This is a genomic window from Glaciecola sp. 1036, from assembly GCF_050306235.1.
Lineage (GTDB): Bacteria > Pseudomonadota > Gammaproteobacteria > Enterobacterales > Alteromonadaceae > Glaciecola.
The window spans coordinates 42,780-66,876 of the sequence record NZ_JBLWFH010000004.1; the positions used below are offsets into that span (position 1 = coordinate 42,780).

At 40.6% G+C, this 24,097-nt stretch carries 25 protein-coding genes; 5 read left to right on the forward strand and 20 right to left on the reverse strand.

Annotated features, from left to right (window positions below; genetic code table 11):
• Positions 1-12: 12 nt before the first annotated feature.
• The 8 genes from era to rpoE form a co-directional block, all read right to left on the reverse strand.
• Complete coding sequence (gene era, locus ACNKW3_RS07330; RefSeq protein ID WP_427398640.1) at positions 13-915, reverse strand: GTPase Era; 903 nt, start codon at positions 913-915, stop codon at positions 13-15.
• Positions 912-1,589 (reverse strand): ribonuclease III, encoded by a 678-nt coding sequence (gene rnc, locus ACNKW3_RS07335; RefSeq protein WP_427398641.1) that lies wholly within the window; start codon positions 1,587-1,589, stop codon positions 912-914. The genes era and rnc overlap by 4 nt, the downstream gene beginning before the upstream one ends.
• Positions 1,589-2,455 (reverse strand): signal peptidase I, encoded by an 867-nt coding sequence (gene lepB, locus ACNKW3_RS07340; protein ID WP_427398642.1) that lies wholly within the window; start codon positions 2,453-2,455, stop codon positions 1,589-1,591. Before lepB ends, rnc begins: the two co-directional genes overlap by 1 nt.
• The gene (lepA, locus tag ACNKW3_RS07345; protein ID WP_427398643.1) at positions 2,455-4,251 is read right to left on the reverse strand and encodes a translation elongation factor 4; all 1,797 of its coding nucleotides are present in this window, start codon (positions 4,249-4,251) and stop codon (positions 2,455-2,457) included. The genes lepB and lepA overlap by 1 nt, the downstream gene beginning before the upstream one ends.
• A gap of 352 nt (positions 4,252-4,603) precedes the next feature.
• A complete protein-coding gene (locus tag ACNKW3_RS07350) occupies positions 4,604-5,092 on the reverse strand; it encodes a SoxR reducing system RseC family protein (protein WP_427398644.1) in 489 nt (162 codons plus the stop codon).
• The gene (locus tag ACNKW3_RS07355; protein WP_427398645.1) at positions 5,089-6,129 is read right to left on the reverse strand and encodes a MucB/RseB C-terminal domain-containing protein; all 1,041 of its coding nucleotides are present in this window, start codon (positions 6,127-6,129) and stop codon (positions 5,089-5,091) included. Before ACNKW3_RS07355 ends, ACNKW3_RS07350 begins: the two co-directional genes overlap by 4 nt.
• 5 nt (positions 6,130-6,134) lie before the next feature.
• Positions 6,135-6,728 (reverse strand): RseA family anti-sigma factor, encoded by a 594-nt coding sequence (locus ACNKW3_RS07360; protein WP_427398646.1) that lies wholly within the window; start codon positions 6,726-6,728, stop codon positions 6,135-6,137.
• A 147-nt stretch (positions 6,729-6,875) separates the two neighbouring features.
• Positions 6,876-7,454: an RNA polymerase sigma factor RpoE gene (rpoE, locus tag ACNKW3_RS07365; protein ID WP_427398647.1), complete on the reverse strand. Its 579-nt coding sequence runs from the start codon at positions 7,452-7,454 to the stop codon at positions 6,876-6,878.
• 275 nt (positions 7,455-7,729) lie between these two features.
• Between rpoE and nadB the strand changes: the two genes are divergently transcribed.
• Positions 7,730-9,352, forward strand: a complete 1,623-nt coding sequence (nadB, locus tag ACNKW3_RS07370) for an L-aspartate oxidase (protein ID WP_427398648.1) — start codon at positions 7,730-7,732, stop codon at positions 9,350-9,352.
• Here the strand turns inward: nadB and ACNKW3_RS07375 are convergent.
• The 3 genes from ACNKW3_RS07375 to ACNKW3_RS07385 are packed head-to-tail and all read right to left on the reverse strand — an operon-like array spanning position 9,336 to position 10,904.
• Positions 9,336-10,229, reverse strand: coding sequence for a MaoC/PaaZ C-terminal domain-containing protein (locus ACNKW3_RS07375; RefSeq protein WP_427398649.1), 894 nt, complete (start codon positions 10,227-10,229; stop codon positions 9,336-9,338). The genes nadB and ACNKW3_RS07375 overlap by 17 nt on opposite strands.
• Complete coding sequence (locus ACNKW3_RS07380; RefSeq protein ID WP_427398650.1) at positions 10,230-10,646, reverse strand: hypothetical protein; 417 nt, start codon at positions 10,644-10,646, stop codon at positions 10,230-10,232.
• Positions 10,647-10,649: 3 nt separating this feature from the next.
• Entirely contained in the window at positions 10,650-10,904 is a 255-nt protein-coding gene (locus tag ACNKW3_RS07385; protein WP_427398888.1) for a succinate dehydrogenase assembly factor 2, read from the reverse strand.
• Positions 10,905-11,080: 176 nt separating this feature from the next.
• On the opposite strand from ACNKW3_RS07385, the gene ygfZ reads away from it, so the two are divergent.
• Together ygfZ and ACNKW3_RS07395 are read left to right on the forward strand one after the other, a co-directional pair.
• Positions 11,081-12,013 (forward strand): tRNA-modifying protein YgfZ, encoded by a 933-nt coding sequence (gene ygfZ / locus ACNKW3_RS07390; protein ID WP_427398651.1) that lies wholly within the window; start codon positions 11,081-11,083, stop codon positions 12,011-12,013.
• 15 nt (positions 12,014-12,028) lie between these two features.
• Positions 12,029-12,508, forward strand: a complete 480-nt coding sequence (locus tag ACNKW3_RS07395; RefSeq protein ID WP_427398652.1) for an FKBP-type peptidyl-prolyl cis-trans isomerase — start codon at positions 12,029-12,031, stop codon at positions 12,506-12,508.
• Between the two features lie 53 nt (positions 12,509-12,561).
• Here ACNKW3_RS07395 and ACNKW3_RS07400 read toward each other — a convergent pair whose 3' ends face one another.
• Positions 12,562-12,903: a P-II family nitrogen regulator gene (locus ACNKW3_RS07400; RefSeq protein ID WP_427398653.1), complete on the reverse strand. Its 342-nt coding sequence runs from the start codon at positions 12,901-12,903 to the stop codon at positions 12,562-12,564.
• A 2-nt stretch (positions 12,904-12,905) separates the two neighbouring features.
• Complete coding sequence (nadE, locus tag ACNKW3_RS07405) at positions 12,906-13,739, reverse strand: ammonia-dependent NAD(+) synthetase (protein WP_427398889.1); 834 nt, start codon at positions 13,737-13,739, stop codon at positions 12,906-12,908.
• A 120-nt stretch (positions 13,740-13,859) separates the two neighbouring features.
• On the opposite strand from nadE, the gene ACNKW3_RS07410 reads away from it, so the two are divergent.
• Both ACNKW3_RS07410 and ACNKW3_RS07415 read left to right on the forward strand, forming a co-directional pair.
• Complete coding sequence (locus ACNKW3_RS07410) at positions 13,860-14,429, forward strand: GspH/FimT family pseudopilin (RefSeq protein WP_427398654.1); 570 nt, start codon at positions 13,860-13,862, stop codon at positions 14,427-14,429.
• Positions 14,430-14,507: 78 nt separating this feature from the next.
• On the forward strand, positions 14,508-15,053 hold the full coding sequence (locus tag ACNKW3_RS07415) for a GspH/FimT family pseudopilin (RefSeq protein ID WP_427398655.1): 546 nt from the start codon (positions 14,508-14,510) through the stop codon (positions 15,051-15,053).
• Here ACNKW3_RS07415 and ACNKW3_RS07420 read toward each other — a convergent pair whose 3' ends face one another.
• The 7 genes from ACNKW3_RS07420 to ispH all read right to left on the reverse strand — a co-directional run bounded on the left by ACNKW3_RS07420 (position 15,054) and on the right by ispH (position 24,096).
• Entirely contained in the window at positions 15,054-16,208 is a 1,155-nt protein-coding gene (locus tag ACNKW3_RS07420) for a GGDEF domain-containing protein (protein WP_427398656.1), read from the reverse strand.
• A gap of 109 nt (positions 16,209-16,317) precedes the next feature.
• Positions 16,318-16,788 carry a type IV pilin protein gene (locus ACNKW3_RS07425; protein ID WP_427398657.1) on the reverse strand — a complete coding sequence of 157 codons (471 nt, stop codon included), beginning with the start codon at positions 16,786-16,788 and terminating at the stop codon, positions 16,318-16,320.
• A gap of 22 nt (positions 16,789-16,810) precedes the next feature.
• Positions 16,811-20,896, reverse strand: coding sequence for a PilC/PilY family type IV pilus protein (locus ACNKW3_RS07430; protein ID WP_427398890.1), 4,086 nt, complete (start codon positions 20,894-20,896; stop codon positions 16,811-16,813).
• Positions 20,897-20,914: 18 nt separating this feature from the next.
• Entirely contained in the window at positions 20,915-21,478 is a 564-nt protein-coding gene (locus ACNKW3_RS07435) for a pilus assembly protein PilZ (protein ID WP_427398658.1), read from the reverse strand.
• On the reverse strand, positions 21,475-22,344 hold the full coding sequence (locus tag ACNKW3_RS07440) for a PilW family protein (protein ID WP_427398659.1): 870 nt from the start codon (positions 22,342-22,344) through the stop codon (positions 21,475-21,477). Before ACNKW3_RS07440 ends, ACNKW3_RS07435 begins: the two co-directional genes overlap by 4 nt.
• Positions 22,341-22,970: a type IV pilus modification protein PilV gene (gene pilV, locus ACNKW3_RS07445; protein WP_427398660.1), complete on the reverse strand. Its 630-nt coding sequence runs from the start codon at positions 22,968-22,970 to the stop codon at positions 22,341-22,343. Before pilV ends, ACNKW3_RS07440 begins: the two co-directional genes overlap by 4 nt.
• A 181-nt stretch (positions 22,971-23,151) precedes the next feature.
• Entirely contained in the window at positions 23,152-24,096 is a 945-nt protein-coding gene (ispH, locus tag ACNKW3_RS07450; protein WP_427398661.1) for a 4-hydroxy-3-methylbut-2-enyl diphosphate reductase, read from the reverse strand.
• Between the last annotated feature and the right edge of the window lies 1 nt (position 24,097).

Genomic DNA, 24,097 nt, shown 5'->3' on the forward strand with positions numbered 1-24,097 from the left:
TGCTCCAACATTCTAACGAAAATCTTCGTCATACCCTAACGAACGAAGCGCTCTCTCATCATCAGCCCAACCGGACTTCACTTTAACCCACAATTCAAGAAATACTTTGTTATCAAACAACTTTTCCATGTCCTTGCGAGCTTCAGCACCTATGGTTTTAATATGGCTACCATTTTTACCTATTACCATAGGCTTTTGACTGGCACGCTCTACCAAAATTAAACCGTTGATATGATAGACGCCGTTGGGTGCAAGTTTAAACTGTTCAATCTCTACTGTGACAGAGTATGGCAATTCATCTCCGGTAAAACGCATCAGCTTTTCACGGATAATTTCTCCCGCCATAAAGCGACTAGAGCGATCGGTCACATAATCCTCTGGAAAGAAAAATTCTGATTCTGGTAGCTTAGAGAGTATGAGCTGGCGTAGTTTTTCGATCTGTTTTCCCTGTTTTGCCGACACAGGCAATACTTGTTCAAAATCATGCAACTTATTCAATCGTTCTAGGGTTTCCATAAGATCACCCTGTTCAGCCACCTTATCGATCTTGTTGACGATTAACCAACAGGGTAAACCTGCATCCTTCACTTTCTGCAGAACCATTTCGTCGTCTGGTAGCCAGCGTGTACCCTCAACAACAAATAACACTAAAAACACATCACCAAAAGAACTACTCGCGGCCCGATTCATCAGTTTATTGATAGCTCTTTTTTCTTCTTTATGCAGGCCAGGCGTATCCACGTATATTGCCTGTGCGTTGTCTTGAGTATCGATGCCAATGATACGATGCCGAGTGGTTTGTGGTTTGCGTGAGGTAATACTTACTTTCTGACCCAAAATTCGATTGAGTATGGTTGATTTACCTACATTTGGTCGGCCAATGATAGACACCATGCCGCATTTTGTTTTTGTCATTTCACTAATTTCTCTAACGCCGCTTCAGCTGCTTTTTGCTCGGCTATTCGACGGCTTTTTCCCGTTGCTGTTGTGACTATGTCTGCACCCTCAATTTCACAGCTAACTTCGAAAGTCTGGGCATGATCCATACCACTTACTTCAATTACTTTGTATTCAGGCAAAGCGATCTTTCTTGACTGTAAGAACTCTTGTAATTGGGTTTTACTATCTTTAATTTGTGCTGAAGGATCTAGTTTTTCAACCCGTTGCTTAAACAAATTTGTGATAGATTTTTGCGCTTCAAAAAAGCCTGCATCCAAGAATATAGCACCAATAATAGCCTCTACAGTGTCTGAAAGAATAGAATCGCGCCTTCTTCCTCCGCTTTTTAACTCACCAGATCCTAGAATTATTAGCTCTCCAAGCGCTAATTCCCTAGCGATTTTAGCGAGTGTCGTGCGATTCACCAAGGACGCACGCATGCGGGTTAAAGTTCCCTCTGGTTCCTCAGGGAACTTGGCGAACAAAGTATCGGCAATAACCATACCTAAAACAGAGTCACCTAAAAACTCTAACCGCTCATTATGCTGTTTCGCCGCACTTCTATGGGTTAAGGCCAAGAGCAATAAATCTTGGTCATTGAATTGATAACCAATTGAAGTTTGCAACTGAGCTAATTTGGTACTATTCACTAGCCTATTGAACCTATACGGTTGAATCTTACACCTGTAGGAATCCAAGTAGGTAAAAAGTCCTCTTCTTGACGTTCAAATTCAAAACTTATCCAGATGAATACGGCTTTACCGACTAAATTCTCTTCAGGTACAAAGCCCCAACCTCTTGAGTCATCACTGTGGTCACGGTTATCACCCATTACAAAATAGCTATTTTCAGGCACTGTTACGCTATAAGAAGCGTTGGGCGCTTGATTATTTTTAAGGATGTGATGTTCTACACCATCTAAGTTTTCAGAAAACAATGACAACGGAAATCCACGCAAACTGTATAGCCCAGTGCCTAAAGACTTTTGCTCTGCAATAATAGTTTCAGGGCAGTTTGTCCCGGTTTCACAACGCGGTGTGATAAACACTTGCTTATTGCGGTATAGGATTTTATCACCAGGCAAGCCTACCACTCGTTTGATGAAGTCTACATTTGGATCCACTGGATATTTAAAAACCACAACATCACCGCGTTTTACCTCTCCGGTTTCCAAAAATTCTGTTCGCGTAACAGGATCCTTTAAACCATATGAAAACTTCTCTACTAAAATAAAATCGCCTGTTAGCAAGGTAGGCATCATGGAGCCAGAGGGGATTTGAAAAGGTTCGTAAATGAAAGAACGAAACACCATAACACCGAAAAATATGGGAAACATCTGTTTGCAGAAGTCGACAAATGGAGGTAACTCCTCATCTTTAGTCCCAAGGGCCTCATTAGCATTTTCATTAGGACCATTTTCAGCCGGTTGCGGCGCTAGAAACTTGGCATAAACAAGCCAAACTAAGCCAGTAATAGCACTGATAGCGACTAAAAATATTGAAAAATAATTTGCCATTAATTATCTACCTTTAATATTGCTAAAAACGCATCCTGTGGCAATTCAACGTTACCCACTTGTTTCATACGTTTCTTACCTTCCTTCTGCTTTTGCAATAGCTTTTTCTTACGACTGACATCGCCACCATAACATTTAGCAATTACGTTTTTACGCAGTTGTTTGACAGTGCTTCTTGCAATTACATGGTTGCCAATTGCAGCCTGTATCGCAATATCAAACATCTGACGCGGTATAAGTTCTCGTAGTTTTTCAACCAGATCACGACCACGATATTGTGCATTACTGCGGTGTGTTATAACCGCAAGGGCATCTACTCTTTCGCCGTTAATTAAAATGTCTAATCGCACCATATCGGCAGCATTAAAATGGCTAAAATTATAGTCCAATGATGCAAAGCCTCTACTTGTGCTTTTCAAACGGTCAAAGAAATCTAAGACCACTTCGGCCATAGGTAATTCATAAGTCACCGCAACTTGCTTACCGTGATAAGTCATATGTGTTTGTACACCGCGCTTTTCAACGCAGAGCGTAATAACATTACCTAGGTAATCTTGGGGAACAAGAATGTTAGCCACAACTATTGGCTCGCGTATCTCTTCGATATCATTTACTGCCGGAAAGTTCGATGGATTATCAACTTTTACTATTTCACCTTTTGTGGTTTTTACTTCGTAAATAACCGTTGGTGCAGTGGTAATCAAATCAAGATCGTATTCTCGTTCTAGACGCTCCTGAATAATTTCCATGTGCAGCATGCCCAAGAAACCGATACGGAAACCAAACCCTAATGCAGTAGAACTTTCTGGCTCATAAAATAAGGATGCATCGTTTAAGCTTAATTTAGACAATGCGTCTCTAAAATCTTCATAATCGTCTGAACTTACTGGGAACAAGCCCGCATAGACCTGAGGTTTGATTTTCTTAAATCCGGGCAATTGTTTCTCACAAGGCTGCCGAGATAAGGTTATGGTATCCCCAACAGGCGCACCATGTATTTCTTTGATGCCTGCAATGATAAACCCTACTTCGCCGGTTTTAAGTACCTTAGTTTCAGTCTGCTTTGGGGTAAAGATACCGATTTTATCCGCTTGATAAACCTGGCCAGTAGACATGATTTTAATTTTGTCTTTACTATTCAATTCGCCATTTACAATACGTACCAAAGAAACGACCCCTTGGTAATTGTCAAACCAAGAATCAATAATAAGGGCCTGCAATGGCTCATCTGCTTTTCCAACTGGGGGAGGAATGCGTTTTACAATTTCTTCCAACACATCTTCGATACCTACACCAGTTTTTGCTGAGCAACGAACAGCGTCTATGGCATCTATGCCAACTATATCTTCTATTTCTTCAGCAACGCGATCTGGTTCTGCTTGGGGCAAATCAATTTTATTCAGTATTGGGACCACTTCCATATCCAAATCTATGGCTGTGTAACAATTCGCTAATGTCTGAGCTTCAACGCCTTGCCCAGCATCAACCACCAGCAAAGCACCTTCACAAGCTGCTAGAGAACGGGATACTTCATAGGTAAAATCAACGTGTCCGGGAGTATCGATAAAGTTTAGCTGGTAAGTTTCTCCGTCTTTTGCCTTATAATGAAGAGTAACGCTTTGCGCTTTGATAGTGATACCACGTTCTCTCTCGATATCCATTGAGTCGAGCACCTGCTCCGCCATTTCACGATCGGTCAATCCACCACAAAATTGTATAAGACGATCTGAAAGTGTAGATTTTCCATGGTCGATGTGGGCAATGATGCTAAAGTTACGGATGTTTTCAAATTTCATATAAGACTTATATTCCAGCCATTTGTTGGGTACTAACACCCTATCTGCACAGGTTTTAAAATGTTAATCATTGCAGCAATTAGAGTGCCAAATCAGATAATTAGTCTTTAACTGAGTGCATTGCTCCCTGTAAAGCTGCTACCTAATTCGTTTTGTAATTTCAAAGAGCGCGAATATTACAATTTTCTGGGCTAAATTGCGACAAATGTTGCCACATAGCAAAGAAAAAAAGGGGAATTCACGCCTTTTAGTTCTCGAATTTGTTTAACATGCTATAAGCGGCAAATTTGGATAGTTACAAATTGGGTGAAGCTGAGTTATTGAAGGCATATTAATTTGCCAAGTGCCTTAATCAGTCATCAATTTGCTTGGTAAATATGGAATGTTCAATTCTCTCGCTTTTGCCTGACAACTGAGATATAAAGATTGGATCAAATTTCCCTTGCATCTTGGCTGACTTAAGCAATCTGCTAACCCAAACAAAAGTTAAAAATGCCGCAAAAAAACTTGCCACAACCACAATAAGTTCATGCACATCGCTTAGCAGTACCTGACCAACAAATGCCACTAAAATAAGTGACAAAAGTGGCAATAGATAAACCAACATGGAGGCAATTAAAAGATTTTGCTCAGGAATTCCAATTTTTACCTGTTGCCCCATTGCTAATGGTTCTGGTGTTTCCACATAAAATTGTTGTGTTTTATTGCTAAACGCCTTTGCTATCGTGCTGGTGCCGCAATTGTCTTTGACTTGGCAATGACCACAGGTTGTTTTAACTTGAGTTTCTACTAAGGCTTTGGAGCCAAGAGATTTAACTACAACCGCAATCTCTTCAATCATTTTTGATCTACCAAAATAATAGAATTAGCAATTTTATATGCAGTTTGACTTGGTAGTCGGCCTAATACTGTCACTTGATATTGGCCATCAGACTTTGTTACCACGGCATTTAAACCAGAATGCCAAGATTGTTTTTCATCAAAGGCCAAATTGGCTTTAATCAAATAAATGGACACATCAATTAATCCATCAGATAGCATAATATACTCAGTTAGCTGGCCTGTGCCTTGTATTCTATGCTGACTTCTTTTGACCACTTCCATCCCCACGGGCATGTAACTTACATCCCACGAAAAGGGGATTTCTTGATTGGCGTAAACAGTCCTGACTTCGGGTAAGTAATCAGGATTAAAATTAGCAAATACCTGATCAACTTCATCACCAAATTTAATCTGAGTCATCTGAATCTGTTCAATCAACTGACCTTCAAGATTATAAGTATTTAGCTTTAATAACATGCCTGTGGTTTCATCAATCCATAAATGATAACCAAAGCGTGTTTTATCTTTACTGACTACTCGCACTTGTTGCGCCATTCTACCCGCAATGCGATTGCGCGCCATTATGATACTATCGTACCCCTTTTCTAACAGCTCAGAAGATCGCATCAAGGCGTCTGGAATCGGACTGCGAACATAATCGCCAGCAATGCTATAAGCGGGATATCCTGGTTCAATAATACTGACCTTACCCTGATAAGCGAACTGTTCAGACCCTGGCCCATTCAACAAACTCAATTGTTCTATAGGAATACCGTCTTGGGTTTTACCTTTGCGCCATAAATAAGGCTGTGTTTCTTTTTTATCTGTGTTAACAACAAAAAATGCTTCAAATGACGCATCATCGATGCTTAGTGACATATATTTAAGCCAATCGTCAGCTGACGTGAAATTTCTAGTATCACTCACTTCTGGCTGAACATCTGAAGGTTCGTTGGTGGGCTCTGTCGCTTGGAAAGCTGAACAGACACAACTAGTGAAAATAATAAACGCACTCAAAATGGTGCGTTTATTTAAGATATTTTTTAATAACGACATGAAAATTACTGTTCTGGATTAGGCTGCTCTTGTTCTTCAACCGTTTCTTCATCTTCGGTAGAAGATTGCTTTAAGCGCAATTGCAAATCGTGATCATTCAACAATGCTGTCATTTGTTTAATTTGCAATTCTCTTCTTTTCGCTTCTTGGTTTTGAACATTGCTAGAGGTTTCAGAGAGACTAACAGGCGTCAATCCACCAATAGGTCCAAAAGGCGATGGAGCAGCTATGAAAGGCTGTGCTTCTTCAGGCTGATTGTATGACTGGAAACCAAAAATCACGACAGCAGTAACACAGGCAGCGGCTAAAAACTGAGAACTTTGTTTGAATAACGGAATAACTGACGCCATTAACGGGCTTTCTTTCCAGCTAGGTTTGGGCGCTACTATGGGTAACTCGCTTTCCAAGGCTTCAGCCACTCTTGCGCTAATGTCAAAACCAAAATCTTCTGACGCGTCGCCTCTAAGCAGATCCCGAGAAAGGTGGTAACTCTTCCATTTTTGGCTCATTTCTGAGTCTTGCGAGATAGTCTTTATTACAGATGACTCTTCAACTTCACCATCCATTACTGCAGACAAATTTTCAAACTTTTGTGACATACACTGTTTCCTGTGTCTCAACAATCACTGTTGAGCTCTTATTTTGTCAGTTGTTGCTAAATTTTACAACCGTTGAGCAAACACTCTTTAGTCTAAATCAAAACTTCAACATTTTATTATAAATTCTTCGTCTTTCACTGTTATGACCTATTGTCTTACCAAAGGTTCGATAACAGAATCTAAAGCTTCTCTAGCTCTAAAAATTCTCGACCTTACAGTACCTACTGGGCACTCCATCACAGCCGCAATTTCTTCATAACTTAAGCCTTCCAATTCACGCAAGGTAATAGCCACACGCAAATCTTCAGGTAACTTATCAATCGTCTCGAACATTTTCTGTCTTAACTCTTCTGACAGAAGATTTCGTTCAGGCGATGCGTTTTCTTTGAGTGCATCGCTTCCGTCATAATAATCAGCTTCCTGAGCATCAACATCGCTAGCAGGCGGCTTTCTACCAATTGACGTCAGATAATTCTTTGCGCTATTTACTGCAATTCTATACAGCCAGGTATAAAACGCGCTTTCTCCGCGGAAATTGGGCAACGCTCTGTACGCCTTAATAAACGCCTCTTGGGTAACATCCGCCACATCCCCAGAATTTTTTACATAGCGAGCAACAATATTCATTACCTTGTTCTGATGTCTCACCACTAGCAAGTTAAAAGCGTTCTTATTTCCTTGCTGTACTAATTTAACCAACTCGTGGTCTGTTTTTTGCTCGCTCATGTAAAGCCATGACTCCTATTTTCTATTTTATGGCTTCGGCAAGTATTAAGAGTAGCCTTTTACATAAATAATAACTTCGTATATCGACTAGACTCTAGTATTGACCGATAGTTTTGTATAAAGTTCGATTTTATTTTCTGCTGTAGTGAACTTTTATCGCTATTTTTACATTTAACAAATTAGACGTCTTGAAAATTGTAGACTTTTTTATTTTCAAACACCTAATCCAAATAGTGGAAATAAGGGTTCTCTTATAAAAAAACAAGTAAAATTTTATGTCGACCACAGTTGAACATCGTTGCGATCTTTTAGTAATAGGCAGTGGCGCAGCCGGTTTAAGCTTAGCATTAAAAATGGCAGACCACTGTAACGTCATAGTGTTAAGTAAAAGCGATTTAGATGAAGGCAGTACGCGTTATGCCCAAGGCGGCATAGCGGCAGTGTTTGACCATGACGATTCTATCGAGAGCCATATTGAAGATACTTTGATTGCCGGCGGTGGAATCTGTAACCCGGACGTCGTACGCTTTACAGCGGAAAATGCGAAAACTAGCATGCAATGGTTAATTGGTCGAGGCGTTCCTTTTGACCAAGAGAAAGATGCTGAAGGTAATGCTAAATTCCATCTAACCCGTGAAGGTGGTCATAGCCATAGACGTATACTGCATGCTGCCGATGCTACAGGAATGGCAGTACAAAATACCCTCTCAGAGAATGTTGCTCATCATCCTAACATTCATTTATTCGAGCGTTACAACGCTATTGATTTAATCAAGCAACATAAAGAAGACAAAAAATGCATTGGTGCCTATGTTTGGAATCGCAAGAAAGAGCAAGTAGAAATCATTCGAGCTCGTTTTATTGCACTTGCCACTGGGGGCGCTAGTAAAGTCTATCAATACACGTCAAATCCAGATGTGTCTTCAGGCGATGGTATAGCTATGGCTTGGCGTGCTGGTTGTGAAATTGCCAATATGGAATTTAATCAATTTCATCCAACCTGTTTATATCACCCTGATGCTGCAAACTTTTTGATTACTGAAGCTTTGCGTGGAGAAGGCGCATTTTTATGCCATGCTGATGGCACAAAGTTTATGCATAAATTCGATGAACGAGCTGATTTGGCCCCTAGAGACATAGTCGCAAGAGCTATCGATTTTGAAATGAAACGCTTGGGTGAAGACTGTATGTATCTGGACATTAGTCACAAACCTAGCGACTTTATTGTCAAACACTTTCCAAACATTTACCGCAAGTGCCGCTCTTTGGGAATTGATATCACACGCCAACCTATCCCAGTTGTTCCAGCCGCTCACTATACCTGCGGTGGTGTTGTTACTGATCTAGATGCTAGAACCAATTTAGATAATGTGTATGCCATAGGTGAAGTTGCCTACACCGGTTTACATGGGGCCAATCGGATGGCAAGCAATAGCTTGCTTGAATGTGTGGTGTTTGCCCATGCTTGTGCCAAGCACATGCTCGAACACTTCGATATCCCTCATGCACCTTGCGAAATAAAACCTTGGGACGAGAGCCGAGTAATTAACTCTGACGAAGTGGTTATTATTCAACACAACTGGCATGAATTGCGTCTTTTCATGTGGGATTATGTGGGCATAGTTCGCACTAATAAGAGACTTGAAAGGGCTATGCGTAGAATAATGTTGTTGAAACAAGAAATTGATGAATATTATTCTAATTTTAAGGTTAGCAATAATATGCTGGAACTAAGAAACCTTGTTTGCATTGCTCAACTTATTGTGACTTGTGCTATGCAACGAAAAGAAAGTCGCGGACTGCACTATAATGTAGATTATCCGAATCAACTAGATGAATCAGGTCCCACAGTAATCCGAAAAGATACCCACAATAACTTTGTTAATCCAATAGACTAATGTTGCCTTTCATGTGAGATCTTGCTTTATTTCTGACAATTGACGTTACATCAAACGTCAGAAACTTGGCCTCCTGCTGTTGACGCAGGTTTAATTGACTGGGCAACATTATTGGCGTCATAAAATCGCAGTTTATTTGATACCCTTTCGCTGCCTCTGGCGATGTAAAAAACGAAGGGTTGGCTTGGTATAGGGAAGAAAAGGCTTTCGCTTTTGTCATCATGCCATGAGCGATTGCTTGTCTAAAGCCGAACAAACTTGCAGTAATCGGCCACAAATGGATTGGATTGTAATCTCCAGAGACTCTAGCGTAACGCCTACCGCAGTCTTCACTAAATCCAAAAGCGTCTATATCTACCACCTCACTTTGGTTTTTACCGGACGCTGCGCTTAACGCTTTAAATGTAGGTAGTGATTGAGTATCACTCTCATTTTTTTCTGTGATCCGAGCAAGATAATAACTTGTTCCTCTTATCGATATGTTGTCATTTTTCCGAGCTGTGGTAATTACTTCAAAAACCACCCCGCGCTTATGCGAAAACAACTGTCCAAAATGCGTAGTGATATGCATCGAATTGTCGATATTGGGCAAATTATAGACCTCGATTTGGTTCGCGATATGCACCAAACCTAAAGGTTTAAAAGGAAAAGGTTTACTTACCATCATGCGTAATTGCATAGGTAAAGAGAGTACCTGTACAAAATTAGGATGAATTAGCGTAGTTTGTAACTGATTCCAACCAGTCAGGCTGTTATAGGCATTAATTTGCTTGGTGGTAGGTAATACAGATGTGGACAACTTTATCTCAGGTAAAGCGATAGGCTGGATAAAATCCTTAGGAGTATACACTAACGCTTTCGCATACAACCCTATCATTTATTTCTCCCTGACTTGTGATAACCAAATAATATGTCGACAAATAGACCGGAATAGCCGCTCATTTATTTTACGTCGAAATAAAAGAATTGGTTTTCGTTTTTCTTCACATTCTAACCATATAAGCACTGCAAATGGGCTAACCAAGCTTTTCGCACCAATTTGTGCATCCTTGAATGCATTAACGTCTTGCCATCGAACTTTCATTTGTTTGGTTTGTAAACTTAAGCAAAGCTCACACACATCATAGGCAGTTGCAAGCCGTAACACAATAGCAAAGGTCAAAAGGTGGAATACAACTAGTGCCCAATCAGTCATATCGGCGGCCAAGTAAACATCGAAGAGAACAGCCATAATGAAAATAATAACAATTTCTAAATAGGCTGGTTGTTTAATTACCACCTTATCGGAGAACATGATTTATTCGATTTTAATTGATGTTTTAACCGTTTCAATCATTTGTGCAAAATCTGGCTGCGGACACTTTTGATGCCCCATGAACCACGCGAACAAATCAGGATCATCACTGGTCAGTAATTTCTCAAAGACTACTTTTTGTTGATAGCTCAAATCATCAAAAGCCTGCTCAACAAAAGGCATCAACAGTACGTCTAACTCCAACATACCACGTCTACATGCCCATTTAAGACGAGCTAAGCGTTTAGCTTCAAAGATTTCTTCCACAATCATCCTCCACGTAAAAACAGACAATATTTTATCACATCAAAATATATTCCACACTGTACTTGGGAATAGCTGGCAAAAAAATTCAAATTTACAGGAACTATTGTAATCTAACGCTTTACCCCCACACTATAGAAATAATATAAACATCGACTATGGAAACATTAATGCGAGATTTTATTGCTGAATTGACGTCATTACGCGCAATTCGAGTCAGTGGTGAAGAAAGTGCCAAATACCTGCATGGTCAACTTACGGTGAATACTGAACAATGGGAACCTAGACAAAGCAGGTTGACTGCCCATTGCGATTTTAAAGGAAAAATGTGGCAGCAAAGTTATCTGCAAAAATTTCAAAATGATTTTCTAATGATTGGTCATCATCAAGGTGCAGATGCATCCATAGAACAACTCAAAAAGTATGGTGTATTTGCCAAGGTTGATATCACCATCGCCGAGGATCTTTTTTTGGTGGGCGCTTCGGGAGAACAAGCTGAGAAAACATTAAGAAACCTGTTTTCCAAATTACCAACAAAACATCTAGAAACAGTTGAAGAATCTGTAGGCTCTATCACCCTAATAGACATTTCTCAAGCCCGCTACCTTTGTGTATTCACACATCAAGGTAAGCAAGTGATAGATGATGCTATGTCTACTGCCTATGCCCCTGAAGCCTATTTCGATTATTTAGAAATATCAGATTGCATTGGTAATGTGCAACAAGCCACTTGCAATGAATATGTACCTCAAATGTTTAATTTGCAGCTACTCAATGGCATTGATTTCAATAAAGGTTGTTATATGGGGCAAGAGGTAGTTGCACGAACTAAGTTCCTTGGTAAAAACAAACGAGCATTATTTCTATTAGAGGCTGATCAGGTACTAGAGAATCTTAATGCTGGCGATACATTAGAAAAGCAAATAGGCGATAACTGGCGACGCAGTGGTACACTTATAAGGTCTGCCGTAGATGACAGCACAACAAGGGTGCTGGCAGTCTTGCCAAATGACACTGAGTATTCAGATGTGTTACGCTTAAAAGATAGCGAGGTAACCTTCACTGTATTACCTCATCCATACGAATTTTCCAACAACGCCTAAGGTATAGGATTTTTAATGCAAATAGCGAACAATCATGTTGTTATCATCCATTACTCAGTAAAGACTGATAAAGGTGAAGAAATCGATTCGTCTGTGAATCAAGAACCACTCGCCTTTATTCAAGGCAGTAATTATATGATTCCTGGTTTAGAAGAAGCGCTTTATGACAAAGTTGCTGGAGACGAGTTTTCAGTGACTATAGCGCCAGATAAAGCATACGGAAATAGAAACGAAAATTTAGTGCAAAGAGTTCCTATCAGTATGTTTGAAGGAATGGACGTAGAAGTAGGAATGAGCTTCAGAGCAACGACAGATCATGGTGAACAATCTGTGACTATTGTTGATAAGGATGCCGAGTCAGTTACTGTAGACGGTAACCATCCTTTAGCGGACAAAACCTTGGTGTTCGATGTAAAAATCGAGGACGTTAGGCCTGCAACTGAAGAAGAATTAGCACATGGACACGTCCATGGTGTTGGTGGCTGTAACCATTAAGCCCAACGACAATTAAAAACAGCGATTGGCATCGTCCAATCGCTGTTTTCCAATCAATCTAAAGCCTCGTCATTTTCTTCACCTGTACGGATACGAATGGCTCGCTGTACATCAACGACAAAGATTTTTCCATCACCGATTTGCCCAGTGTTTGCACAATCTTTTATGATTTCAATAATGCGTTCAACTTGCTCATCTGCAACTACAAGCTCAATCTTTAACTTAGGAATAAAATCGACTTGGTATTCAGCACCACGGTAAAGCTCTGTATGCCCTTTTTGTCTTCCAAAACCACGCACTTCAGTAACTGTCATACCCGTAATATGCGCGGCGGATAAACCTTCTCTCACGTCGTCTAGTTTAAATGGTTTTATTATTGCTTCTATTTTTTTCATAACTAATCGTAAATTGTTGGTATAGGTAAGCGTTTATGTTGAGTACGAGTGTAGATATCAATTAATTTTTTATCAACTTGCTTATCGAAGTTTTTGCCTTCTAAGAAGTCATCTATTTGCTCGTATGTTAAGCCCAATGAATCTTCATCAGCTAATTGCGGATTTAAGCTCTCCAAATCTGCTGTAGGCGCTTTGTGGACAATTTTCGCAGGCGCACCTAAGAATAATGCTACTTGGCGTACCTGCCTTTTGCTAAGACCAAACAAGGGAGCAAGATCACAGGCTCCGTCGCCAAATTTAGTGTAAAAACCCGTGATATTTTCAGCCGAATGATCTGTGCCTAAGACCAAACCTTTAGTCAATCCTGCAATATCAAATTGAATAGCCATGCGAGTTCTCGCCTTGGTATTGCCTTTTACAAAATCATCAGCGTGTGGTGACACATTATAGCCACCAGCTTGTTTTAAAGCATCAACAGCCACTTGGTGAATAGCGTCGGCGCCTGGTTTTACATTAGTGGTTAAACTCATGCTAGGCTGAATAAAATCAAGACTTAATTGCGCATCCTCCTCATCCGCTTGTGTATCGTAAGGCAAACGAACCGCAATAAATTGATATTCTTCAGTCGCTTTTTCTTGGTTAAGTTGTTCAATCGCTAATTGTGCTAATTTGCCCAAAGTACAAGAGTCGATTCCACCGCTAATGCCTAACACTAGCGTTTTTAATCCTGAAGCGATTAACTGTTTTTTTATAAACGCCACGCGCTTTTCAACTTCATGGGCAGGATCAATAGAAGGAAGCACCTTCATCTCAGCAATAATTTTATCTTTCATTATTTTTTCTTATCAATGTCTTATTAGATGAGGGTATAAATTCTGCTAATAGGCAGGTTGAAGATATACCCAAGTTGTCCGATAACTTAGTTATAGTGTACTCGCTAGCAGAAGGGGTTTGAAGTGTTAAGTGAGTTAAGAACAGAAAAACGACAATTAGGTGTAACATTGCTGGAAATGCTAATTACTTTAGCTATTGCCGCAATATTATTGACTGTTGTAGCTCCTAATGCGCAGCTGATTGTCAAGAAAAACCGTATCGCCGCAACTATCAACCAAACCAGTGGCGCCTTTCAATTCGCGCGTTTCTCTGCCATAGATCAACAAGCTGTTAGTGTTATTTGCCCCTCTTCTGATTTTGCGACTTGTGACAATACGAATTGGGATTTACCAAAAATTGTGTTTATTGATAGCAATTTGAACGGCAATCGTGATTCTACAGAAGCATTGCTATTTACCACAGATGCAGTAGATACATCGAACAATTTAACAGGTCCAAATATAACTATTGCCTTTGATGCATCAGGTTCAGCGAGTCTAGCTACCAATCTTCTTTTGTGTACAGAAGATAATGATGCAACCTTAGCTAGAGAGTTACGTATCAGTTTTCAAGGTAGAATCAAACTAAGTGAAGACAGCGATAACGATGATGTTCACGAGGATAGCTCTGGCGATCCCCTAAGCTGTAGTTAAATTCTGATCTAACGAACAGTATTTTACATTACTCCATCACTTCATACTTAGGTTTACGCTTAAGAATGGAGAAAAACTTTGCGGCATCAACGTGGTGTGACTTTATTAGAACTAGTAATGGTAATTTCAATTGCCAGTAGCCTCTATTTTTTTGCTATTCCTGGCATTCAAACAATAATTTTAAAAGCAAAAATCATTAGTGCAGTAAACCAAATGAGTGGTCTTTTACAATTTGCTCGATTTAGTGCCATTAATAACAATATCAACTCTGTTGTCTGTCCCACAATTAACCTTAAAGACTGTCAATATAATGATTGGACATCGATGATAATGACGTTTCCTGATAAAGATTTTGATGGCTATAGAGATGACGATGAAGATTTACTGAGAGTTATTCAAGCATCTGATGATCAATTAATTAGAACAGGACCCAGCAGAGCCATAAGATTTCATAGTATTGGCGACTTATCTTCGCCTTCAAGTATCAGAATTTGTACCTCTAAAGATCAGCAAACTATGTCTAGAGGAATTTATTTAAGTCTACAAGGGCGCGTACGATTGAGCACAGATGCGAATAAAGATGGGATACATGAAAATGGCAACCAAATAATCAACTGCGGTTAGTTAGTCTACAAACACGCTTTGATTTCGACCATTGCGCTTAGCCTTATAAAGCGCCTCGTCCGCCCTATCGTAAATTTCTAGCCAATCATGATCAGAGTGTTGCATTTTGGCGAGGCCAATACTGACAGTGATTGTCACCTGCTCGTTCTTAAAGTTTACTTCAGTAGAGGAAACTAATTCAGTAATTCGATTTACAATCCTTTGCACTTCTAGCACTGTGGTGTTACCAAAAATAATCACAAATTCATCACCGCCTATTCTAAAGTGATTATCATAATCTCTAGTTAACTCACTTATTTTATGACACATTTTTTGAATAACTTTATCTCCTACTAAATGCCCCTTACTGTCATTCACATTTTTGAAATTATCAATATCAATACACACGAAAACTAATTCATTGTGCTCTCTACGGGCTCTCTCGAATTCAGCTTTAGCAATCTTATGCAGAGCATGACGATTCAACCAGCCAGTCAGATTATCGGTAATAGATAACTGTTGTAATGCGATTTCTTTTTCCCATTGAATGAGAGTTACGAATCCGATAGTCATTAAAAAAATAAAACCAATTACTGATAAGCTTCCAGAAGTTTGCATAAAATCCTGTCCCAGCAAACTCAATAAATCGATGTTTATGAAAGTTGACAGTGGTCGAATAAGGATGAGAAGAGAGAATATGCTAAGCACACTAATTAACGGCCAATAGGCTTTTTTTAATTCAGTATTCTTCGCTTTGTACAGGGTAAAAATACTCAATACATTAAACCCTATAACAATCGGAAAAGTTAATAGTACTCTGTAGTCGTATGATTGATTGATAGAGGGAATCCAACTTATAAACAAAACACTTAGCACCACGGCAGCCACTGACAGTATTGCCGACCTATGTTTAACATGGCGCCGAATCCCGCTGTAAATAAAGCCGAATGCTGCGACAAAAAGCACGTTACCTATACTAGGAAAGAAGATGGTGGGCGTTTCAATGAGGTAAATAAAAACAATGCCCATAAAATTGGACAAGGTAAAACATAACCCGGCGAAGGACCAGTCAACAAGACACCTCTCATCTGGCGTTGTAAGAAAGGTAGCCACCATTGTCAGTGTCATAATAAAACTGACAAGTCCATTGCACACAAGAAGTGTATAAGAGTCCATTCATTAATTCCGAAATTTGTTCCTAGGGGTTGGCGATCTGTCTTAAAGTAGATCCGTCCTTTTGTTTATTCTACTTCAAGCCTAGCCCTTAACTCAACCTTAGGCGCACTTAACAACTCCAGCAATATTCCGTACTTTCAATGGTGCCATTGTTGTTCTTATCCCAAGCTTTTCTGCCATCACTAAAATAATAAAGGGCGCCAGAATCTTCCACAACAGTATCATCTACTGGGGTTGCTTTTAACTGGAATGTTTGTCCGGCTGTGTCCACAGCGTTTATCGTCAATGTATAAGCTTTGTTTGCCGCAGGTTCAGATGAAGGTGAATGGGAGGCAAAAATAGCAGGTGTTCCCGTATTTGCCCCAGCTGAGGCCGCGCCTTTGTAGGTAAAGGTTGAAGCATTATGCCTTTCCATGGCACTGGCAAACGCCATCAAATCAGACTGCACCGTACTTCTAGAACTTGAAGCCATTGAACTTTTGTAACTTGGATACGCCACTGCGGCAATAATACCGATTATGGCGACCACTATCATAAGCTCAATGAGCGTAAAGCCTACAGTATGTTTTTTAGTGTTCATCAAATGCCTTCCTTACTATAATTTATTGATTTTCGACTTCAGTTTGCCAAGTGTCTTTTTGCACTCGTTCGAACCGCCCATAAATGTTTTGAGCCAGACATTCAAAGGCTGTCCCGCAAGCCTCCTCATTGCCATCTTCATCTACTGTGATAACTGCACTGACACATTCTGCGCCTAAACACACCACAGGTTTGATGATATTTTCGATCAGAATTTTGGTGTCTGGGGCTATACCAGTTTGCGCTAATTGTGCAGATCTATCTTGATGCTCTTCTACACCATTTTGATTTAAATCTGTGACAGAATTCGCATTAAACAAGTTAACTAAATAAGCTCTACTGTTACCTGTTGGCGGTGCACATAAACTATCGCTGGCTGATGCTGGTAAATAGGTAGTAAAAAATACCTTGTAGTCTATGATCAGTGGGGACGACAATACTTTCTCTCCTCCACTAGACAGTTTAATTCGCCAACCATTCTTTGATGCAAAAGTACTGGCAGCTAGATCTCTTTCCGTTTCATCTGAAGAGGTGAGTAAGTGAGCAGTCGCATCGTATAAATCATCAACAACATAAGGTGTGCTTGGGAATACAAACTTACCATACTCATCTTGCTGGTAAACACCTTCATCCTTGATCATGAAGAAATAATCTTGAATTGTAGAGTTCAGAGGACCCGCTCTAAAACCAGAACCCAACGCCACTGCATAGTATCGTTCGTCGCCTAAGCTGATCTCAGACACGTCTGGCGCATAATAAAAACGTCTGTTTTCTTCGGCACTGTCTCCACCCAATTGAGCTACTAATCCGCCTTTGACGAGATCAGTGGTCGACTCACCGTTGTATATGTCGAAGCGAAACAATTGCCCCCCCATATCAGCAGCATATAGATGATCAGCTAAACCATCAAAATCTCTATCAATTACCGCTATTCGAGCAGGGATGCTATATTCCATGTGGGGCAGCGTTAAGGTAGCCGCGGCATTGCTTGCTGACCATAATAAATCACCATTATTTGCATCAACAATGAATACACTATTACCGATAGTGTCATCGGAGCGAACAGCCTTGGCGTCCTGATTTTCATCATAACCTCCGCCTATGATCATGACATCTTTTACAGTGCCACCAATGTTTATTTTGGTAATGATTGGTCGTGACCATGTTTGACCTAGATTTGCGAAATCACCTACCCCGCCATCAATTTTATAAACAAATTTTGGATTTAGTTTTTCGGTTACGTCAAACACATAATAATTATTACCGCCTCGACGCTGACCTATATATAGCCAAACCTTGTCGTCGAAATGGCGAAGTACCATATCTCCATCCAAGCCATACAAATGGGTGAATGATGAACTATCTCTGTAAAAATCGTATAAGTTAGCTAATAGTTCTCGCGGAATAATGGCAAAATTCTCTTCCCCTGTAGCCGCATCGAACGAATGTAAGAATCCATGGTTAGTTGCCACAAAAATCGCACTGTCATTCGCCGAATAGTTGACTATGATAGGCTGAGAATGAATGGGATCTCCCATCATCATATTGATGTCAGTCGTTAAACCATCATTATCTTCATCATGCACATCAACGCCTCTTGCCCATTTTAAGACTTCTGAGCGCAAAGTAGCCGAATCAGGTAAAGTATCAACCGCTAAATCTTCAGCTGTGATAGTAGTGTTCCCTTCCTCAACTTTGTTAAGTGTGGTAAAAATAGTGCCAGCGGAGTCGCCAAAGGTATACACATTACGTACCAGATCAAGACGACTGATCGCGCCCCCTTGTCTTACATCGTTGCCATCGGCAAGAGGAGACCAAAAACTATGAGAATTCTCTGAGAAGAATCCAGTACCAGAATCTACCGCATTGAGGTTGTTTTTGTCTTTCACCACATCGCCTTCAATGCGATATTTTTTCAAATTACCCGGCCATACTGTGCCTTCAGAAGGTTTAAATAACGCAAAATACAATTCATCTCTATGGGTTAGTCGGTTTAACTGGTTTACCGCAACTCCCGGAGAAACAAAGGTAGTATTAACATCTTTAACTTGTCGTAAAATCGTCTCAAAAGCTTCAAGTAAAGCAGCACTGTCACTCGCGGTGTAAAAACCACCACCACTTTGTAACGCTATTTGATTCAAGAAATTATTGGCCGTCGCATTGGCAGCAAATCCAATGGTGTGGGTTATAATTCTAGCATCTATAACTGACTCTCCGGCATCGGCGATATTACGCACTAAATCAAGTCCGCATTTTTCACCACCGCTACCAGAACAACTTTCACCTAACAGAGCTTCAATTTCTGACACACTATGGTTGTTGTTGGCTTCACCATCAGACAGTAAAACAATATGATTATTGACCTGACACTGTAAATCTTGAATGGGTGAGATGTAGGTTGCTCCCGCAGGGATGTATTCATTCACACAATCATTAGAGTTTAGATTATCATCTGTACAACCGGTGGGACGTACGGAATCCGCGCCGATGTAGGAAGATCTATGACTTACGCGAGTTGCGCGCCGTACGGAATATGAAGTACTACTTTCACCGCGTTTGCGACCGTAATACACGTCTCTACCACCATAATACATAGTAGCTTCGTATAAAGTATCCACTATTGGCGTGTAACCATTTGCACTTAGCTCATCAACTTTGCCGATCAAATGTTGCCTTACGGTAGAGGTAGTGCCAGGGGTTGCATTTCCTTCGTATTCTATGACCAATCTTACTGCACCTGATGGCTTACCATTATACGAATACGCACCCCGCTTAGCATAACTGAAGTTCGACATCACAAACATCATATCGTTGTTGGGCTGCCAGCCTGGACGATTGACAATCTCTTGCACTATGCTTGTAACAGGCGGACTTTGGTAATCATTATTACGATACCAATTGGGAATATTACTCCAAGAGACCGAAGCTGCTGTTTTAGCTATATTGGCCAACATATAACGCTTATATGGGTGGAAATCTTTTGGATCATCTTCTGCTGCGCCACGTATTGTCATCTGAGCGCCATTGCTAGTGGCATTTTGATAGGCAGTAAATTCTAAATAGGCATTGGTAATAGTTGCACCTTGAGGTACCGCAATTTTTTTAAAACGAGTACCAATATAGGCGTTATTCCCTGCATCAAAGGTAAGTTCACTTCCTGTGGATTGATAACCATTTGAACGTTCTTCAGCATTTTCATCCTGCTGGTCAACTTGATAAATGAGTCTTTCGCTGACACAGCCAGTGGCAGTTGTATCGTCATAAGTAATAATAAGTTGTGGCGCTCGACTATTTCCATCCTCGTTTGAAAAAGCGCGTCTAGAACTACTTACGTCGGCACTTGTGCCTTCCAATAAAAAGCTCATATTGTTGTTACCGCACCAGTCGCCACGGTTTACGATTTCCTGTACCACGGCTGAAATATCAGGCGTTGCAATAACTTCATCCGTTAAAGGAAAACTATTGTCAGCATTCCAATTGATCACGGCGCCTGTTTTAGTTCGACTACTGATGTTATTAGTTGTGCTATCAAAGGTATTTGAATTTCCGACCGACTCACCAAAAATTCTAATTTGGCTTACGCCAGTATTTATCCCAGCGCTTGTAAATCTTATAACAGCACTGGTAATGGTGGCGCCTCTTGGAATATTAAGTTCCTGAAAGCGTAAACCTGTCCACACGGTATCTGTGCCATTTGTTAGTTCTAACTGACTATCATTTCGATACACATTACCACCGACTTCAAAGGCATCATCACTGCCCGCGGTAACGGGTACTATAAGTTCCGGGGAAATCGATGCATCAATACCATTGATCGGAAATAATATAGGCCCACCGTAGTCTGAAAAACGCATTAATCCTGCGTTAATGTTAGTAGCATTACCTAAAGCGGTTCGCAGTGCGTTTTGCACTTTCTGCATTCGTGATTCAATACCATCGTCTTTAGTTCCCATAGAACCAGAGGTATCCATAATAAAAAGTACATTTGGATTGTAGGTAACAGCGGCTGACCCTGAACCTGTATAGATTTCGAGATCATCGGCCAAAACGGTGAACGAAATCATGCTAGATAGAAATAAGGCTACAACAAATGAAAATGAACGTTTCATATTCATAAAAACCCCCACTTAGTTAGACGCAGGTGCGAAAACAGCGGCAGATAATGTGTTTGCCACAGCATAACCACTACCATCGGCTTGACCGCATCCGCGCACTAAAAATACATGACAGTTAATATTTGAACCGCCAATTACATTACTTGATCCTCGACAAGCTTGCTCTCTAACAAACACAGTCTTTGACCAAGAGTTTATTGCTGGGCTATCGCTATACCTTGATATCGTCGTATGTCGAGTATTGAAAGTCATACCGCTTGCGGTAGTATTGCGAGTGACTCGATTGTCATCGAAACAACTTAAATCTTCGGTCGCAAGATCAATCGCATTTGCTTGTCTAGCTTCAGACAAGGGATCCAATAATGCAGGATCACTCAATAAACCCTCGTCTTCCGATTCAAACACAACACCTGCGATGGCAGCTTCAGCTGCATCAAATGCAAATGAACGTTTTTCTAAAGACGTTGCCATTTTAGTTTGTAGCACACTACTTGATACCGAGCTGATACCTAAAATAGTAATAGAAAGCAGAACCAATAGTGCGAACACCATAACCAACCCATGTTGCTTATTCATGCACTCCCCTTAGCAAAGTTTTTTGCGTTTCTTAATGTAATTGTTGTTTCAAACGCCTTGTACAATCCCTTATCGGGCGCAGTGATTGTATCTTCGTTAAGTAATGTAAATTTGGCGGGTTGGTCAACGAAGCCATCGCCTTCTCCTTTTACAACAATGGCAATTCTTATCGCCACCACAAAAGCATTGTTATCCAGTGCATCTTCCAAATCACTCGCATCTATGTATTGGACCGGTCGAGTCACACCGTCTGTGTTGTTTGGAATTGTAATGCCATACATGACTTGAAAGCTCAAAACATCGTCGACTAGCGTAAAAGCAGCATCACCATTGTTACCTACTGCGACTTTTTGTCCACGCAGAACACGACCGTCGAAGCCTCTGCATTTTAGTTTTCCATCGTCTACAAAATATTCATTTACCACAAAAAATTCTTGCTCGGCTAAGTAACCAAGTTTATAACCTCGACAATCGCGTAAACCTTGCTTTGCAATGACTAGGGTATCATTTGCACCATCGGCTCCTTGGATAGAACCTAGCGCTGGGCGATTTGCAAAATCATTGGGAATCGCCACAGCATGATTGCGAATAAACACGCCCTCTTCGGCAATATCTACAAGGCGACTTAGATTGGGATCGAGCGGATCATAGAACCCCGTCATAAGTACGTCTTGGCGAATACGCGATATTATGAAACGGCCATTCTCTTGAGCACTGGCGACTGCTTTATTTAACTTATCAGTCACGCTATTACTGACCAAAATTTTCACAATCGCAGATGCGATCATAAGCCCTAGAGCAAGCGCTATCATTAATTCAACTAAGGTCACACCTCGCTGTTTGGATATGGAAGAGTACATCCTCATAATAAAATCTCCACCACCACACAGTCGTAGTCGTCAGAACCATCTGAATTACATGCACTATTGGCAATTCGGTCTTGATTTTGCCAACTTGGTGCTGGCCATTTCACCATAATTTGTTGAATAGAACCGGCAGTACAGCTATCAGCATCAGTATCATCTTTGTCAGAACAATTAACAGAAATTGTTGCCGCTGGATTAGAAGCAACGGTAGCGCAAGACATTTGATAGGCATCGAACACGGCAAAGTCGCTAGCACTGCATTCACCAGTTAAACAATTTGGGACATCAGCGGGAATAGATAAACAGAAACAGTTGTAATCAGAAGCGCTGGAACCACAACTTAAGTTATTGAAGTTGTAGTTATTCGCATTGTAGTAAGCATTGTCAACGATAAAGCCATCAGTTACGTCTGATGCACTAACACTAGCTCTCAAGCGTTCAGCCATTTGCTGGGTTACCATAACAGCCTGAGTTCTCGACATTGCATTCTTATTTGAAAAGGATCCAATAAATTGCATTGATACAACACCCAACAATCCAATCGAAAGCACAAACAATGTCACCAAGACTTCTATCATGGTGATGCCTTTTTGATGCTGTACCAATTTTCTTTTTGCTATTTTCATGCTGATACCAATTACTATTGCCACGAAACCACTTTATTATGGAATCGGCAAGATTTGGTTATTCAGTATGAGTCTAACGTATATATTTGGAAAAAATACTGTACTGAAGAATAGATTGAAAAATAACAATAGGTAATAAAATCAGATAGATGAGATATCTATCTGACTTTATATGAGATATTTAGGAAACTTGTTTTATACGTAATTCTTTTGGCACTGCAAATTCGATACTTTCTTCGCGACCTTGACGTTCAGTAGCCTTGCTGGCTCCCCATTCAAGTAATTTATCAACCACGCCTTGCACTAGCACCTCTGGCGCAGAAGCTCCCGCAGTGACCCCCACATTAGAATTTTCTGTAAACCAGTCCTGTTTTATGCAGTCTTTATCGGCAATCAGATAAGCAGTTGATCCCATCTTCTCTGCAAGCTCTCGCAATCGGTTTGAATTGGAACTGTTTTGCGCGCCCACTACCAAAATTACATCACAATCCTTTGCCAGCTCTCTTATGGCATCTTGACGATTTTGGGTAGCGTAACAAATGTCATCCTTGCGCGGACCATCTATAGCAGGAAATTTTTCTCTTAGAGCTTCGATAACTTCCGCAGTATCGTCAACTGACAAAGTTGTTTGGCTACAGTAATAAAGTTCTTTAGGATTTTTTACTTCCAAGGTTGCAACGTCACTGGTAGATTCAACCAGATAAATGCCACCCTCAGGATTGTCATATTGTCCCATGGTCCCCTCGACTTCAGGATGACCATGATGCCCAATTAATACGCACTCAGTCCCTTTTTTACTGGCGCGCATAACTTCCATATGCACTTTAGTGACTAACGGACAGGTGGCATCGAAAATTTTAAGTCCTCTTGCTTCAGCTTCTTGTCGAACCGCTTGAGAAACGCCGTGAGCAGAGAAAATCACGATATTATCGTCAGGAATTTCATTCAGTTGATCGACAAAGATAGCACCTCTTTGTTTTAAGCCTTCTACCACAAAGCGGTTATGCACCACTTCATGACGCACATAAATCGGTGGTTCGAAAATTTCTAACGCTCGTTCCACTATAGTAATGGCGCGGTCTACGCCTGCACAGAAGCCTCTCGGATTTGCTAAATGAATATCCACA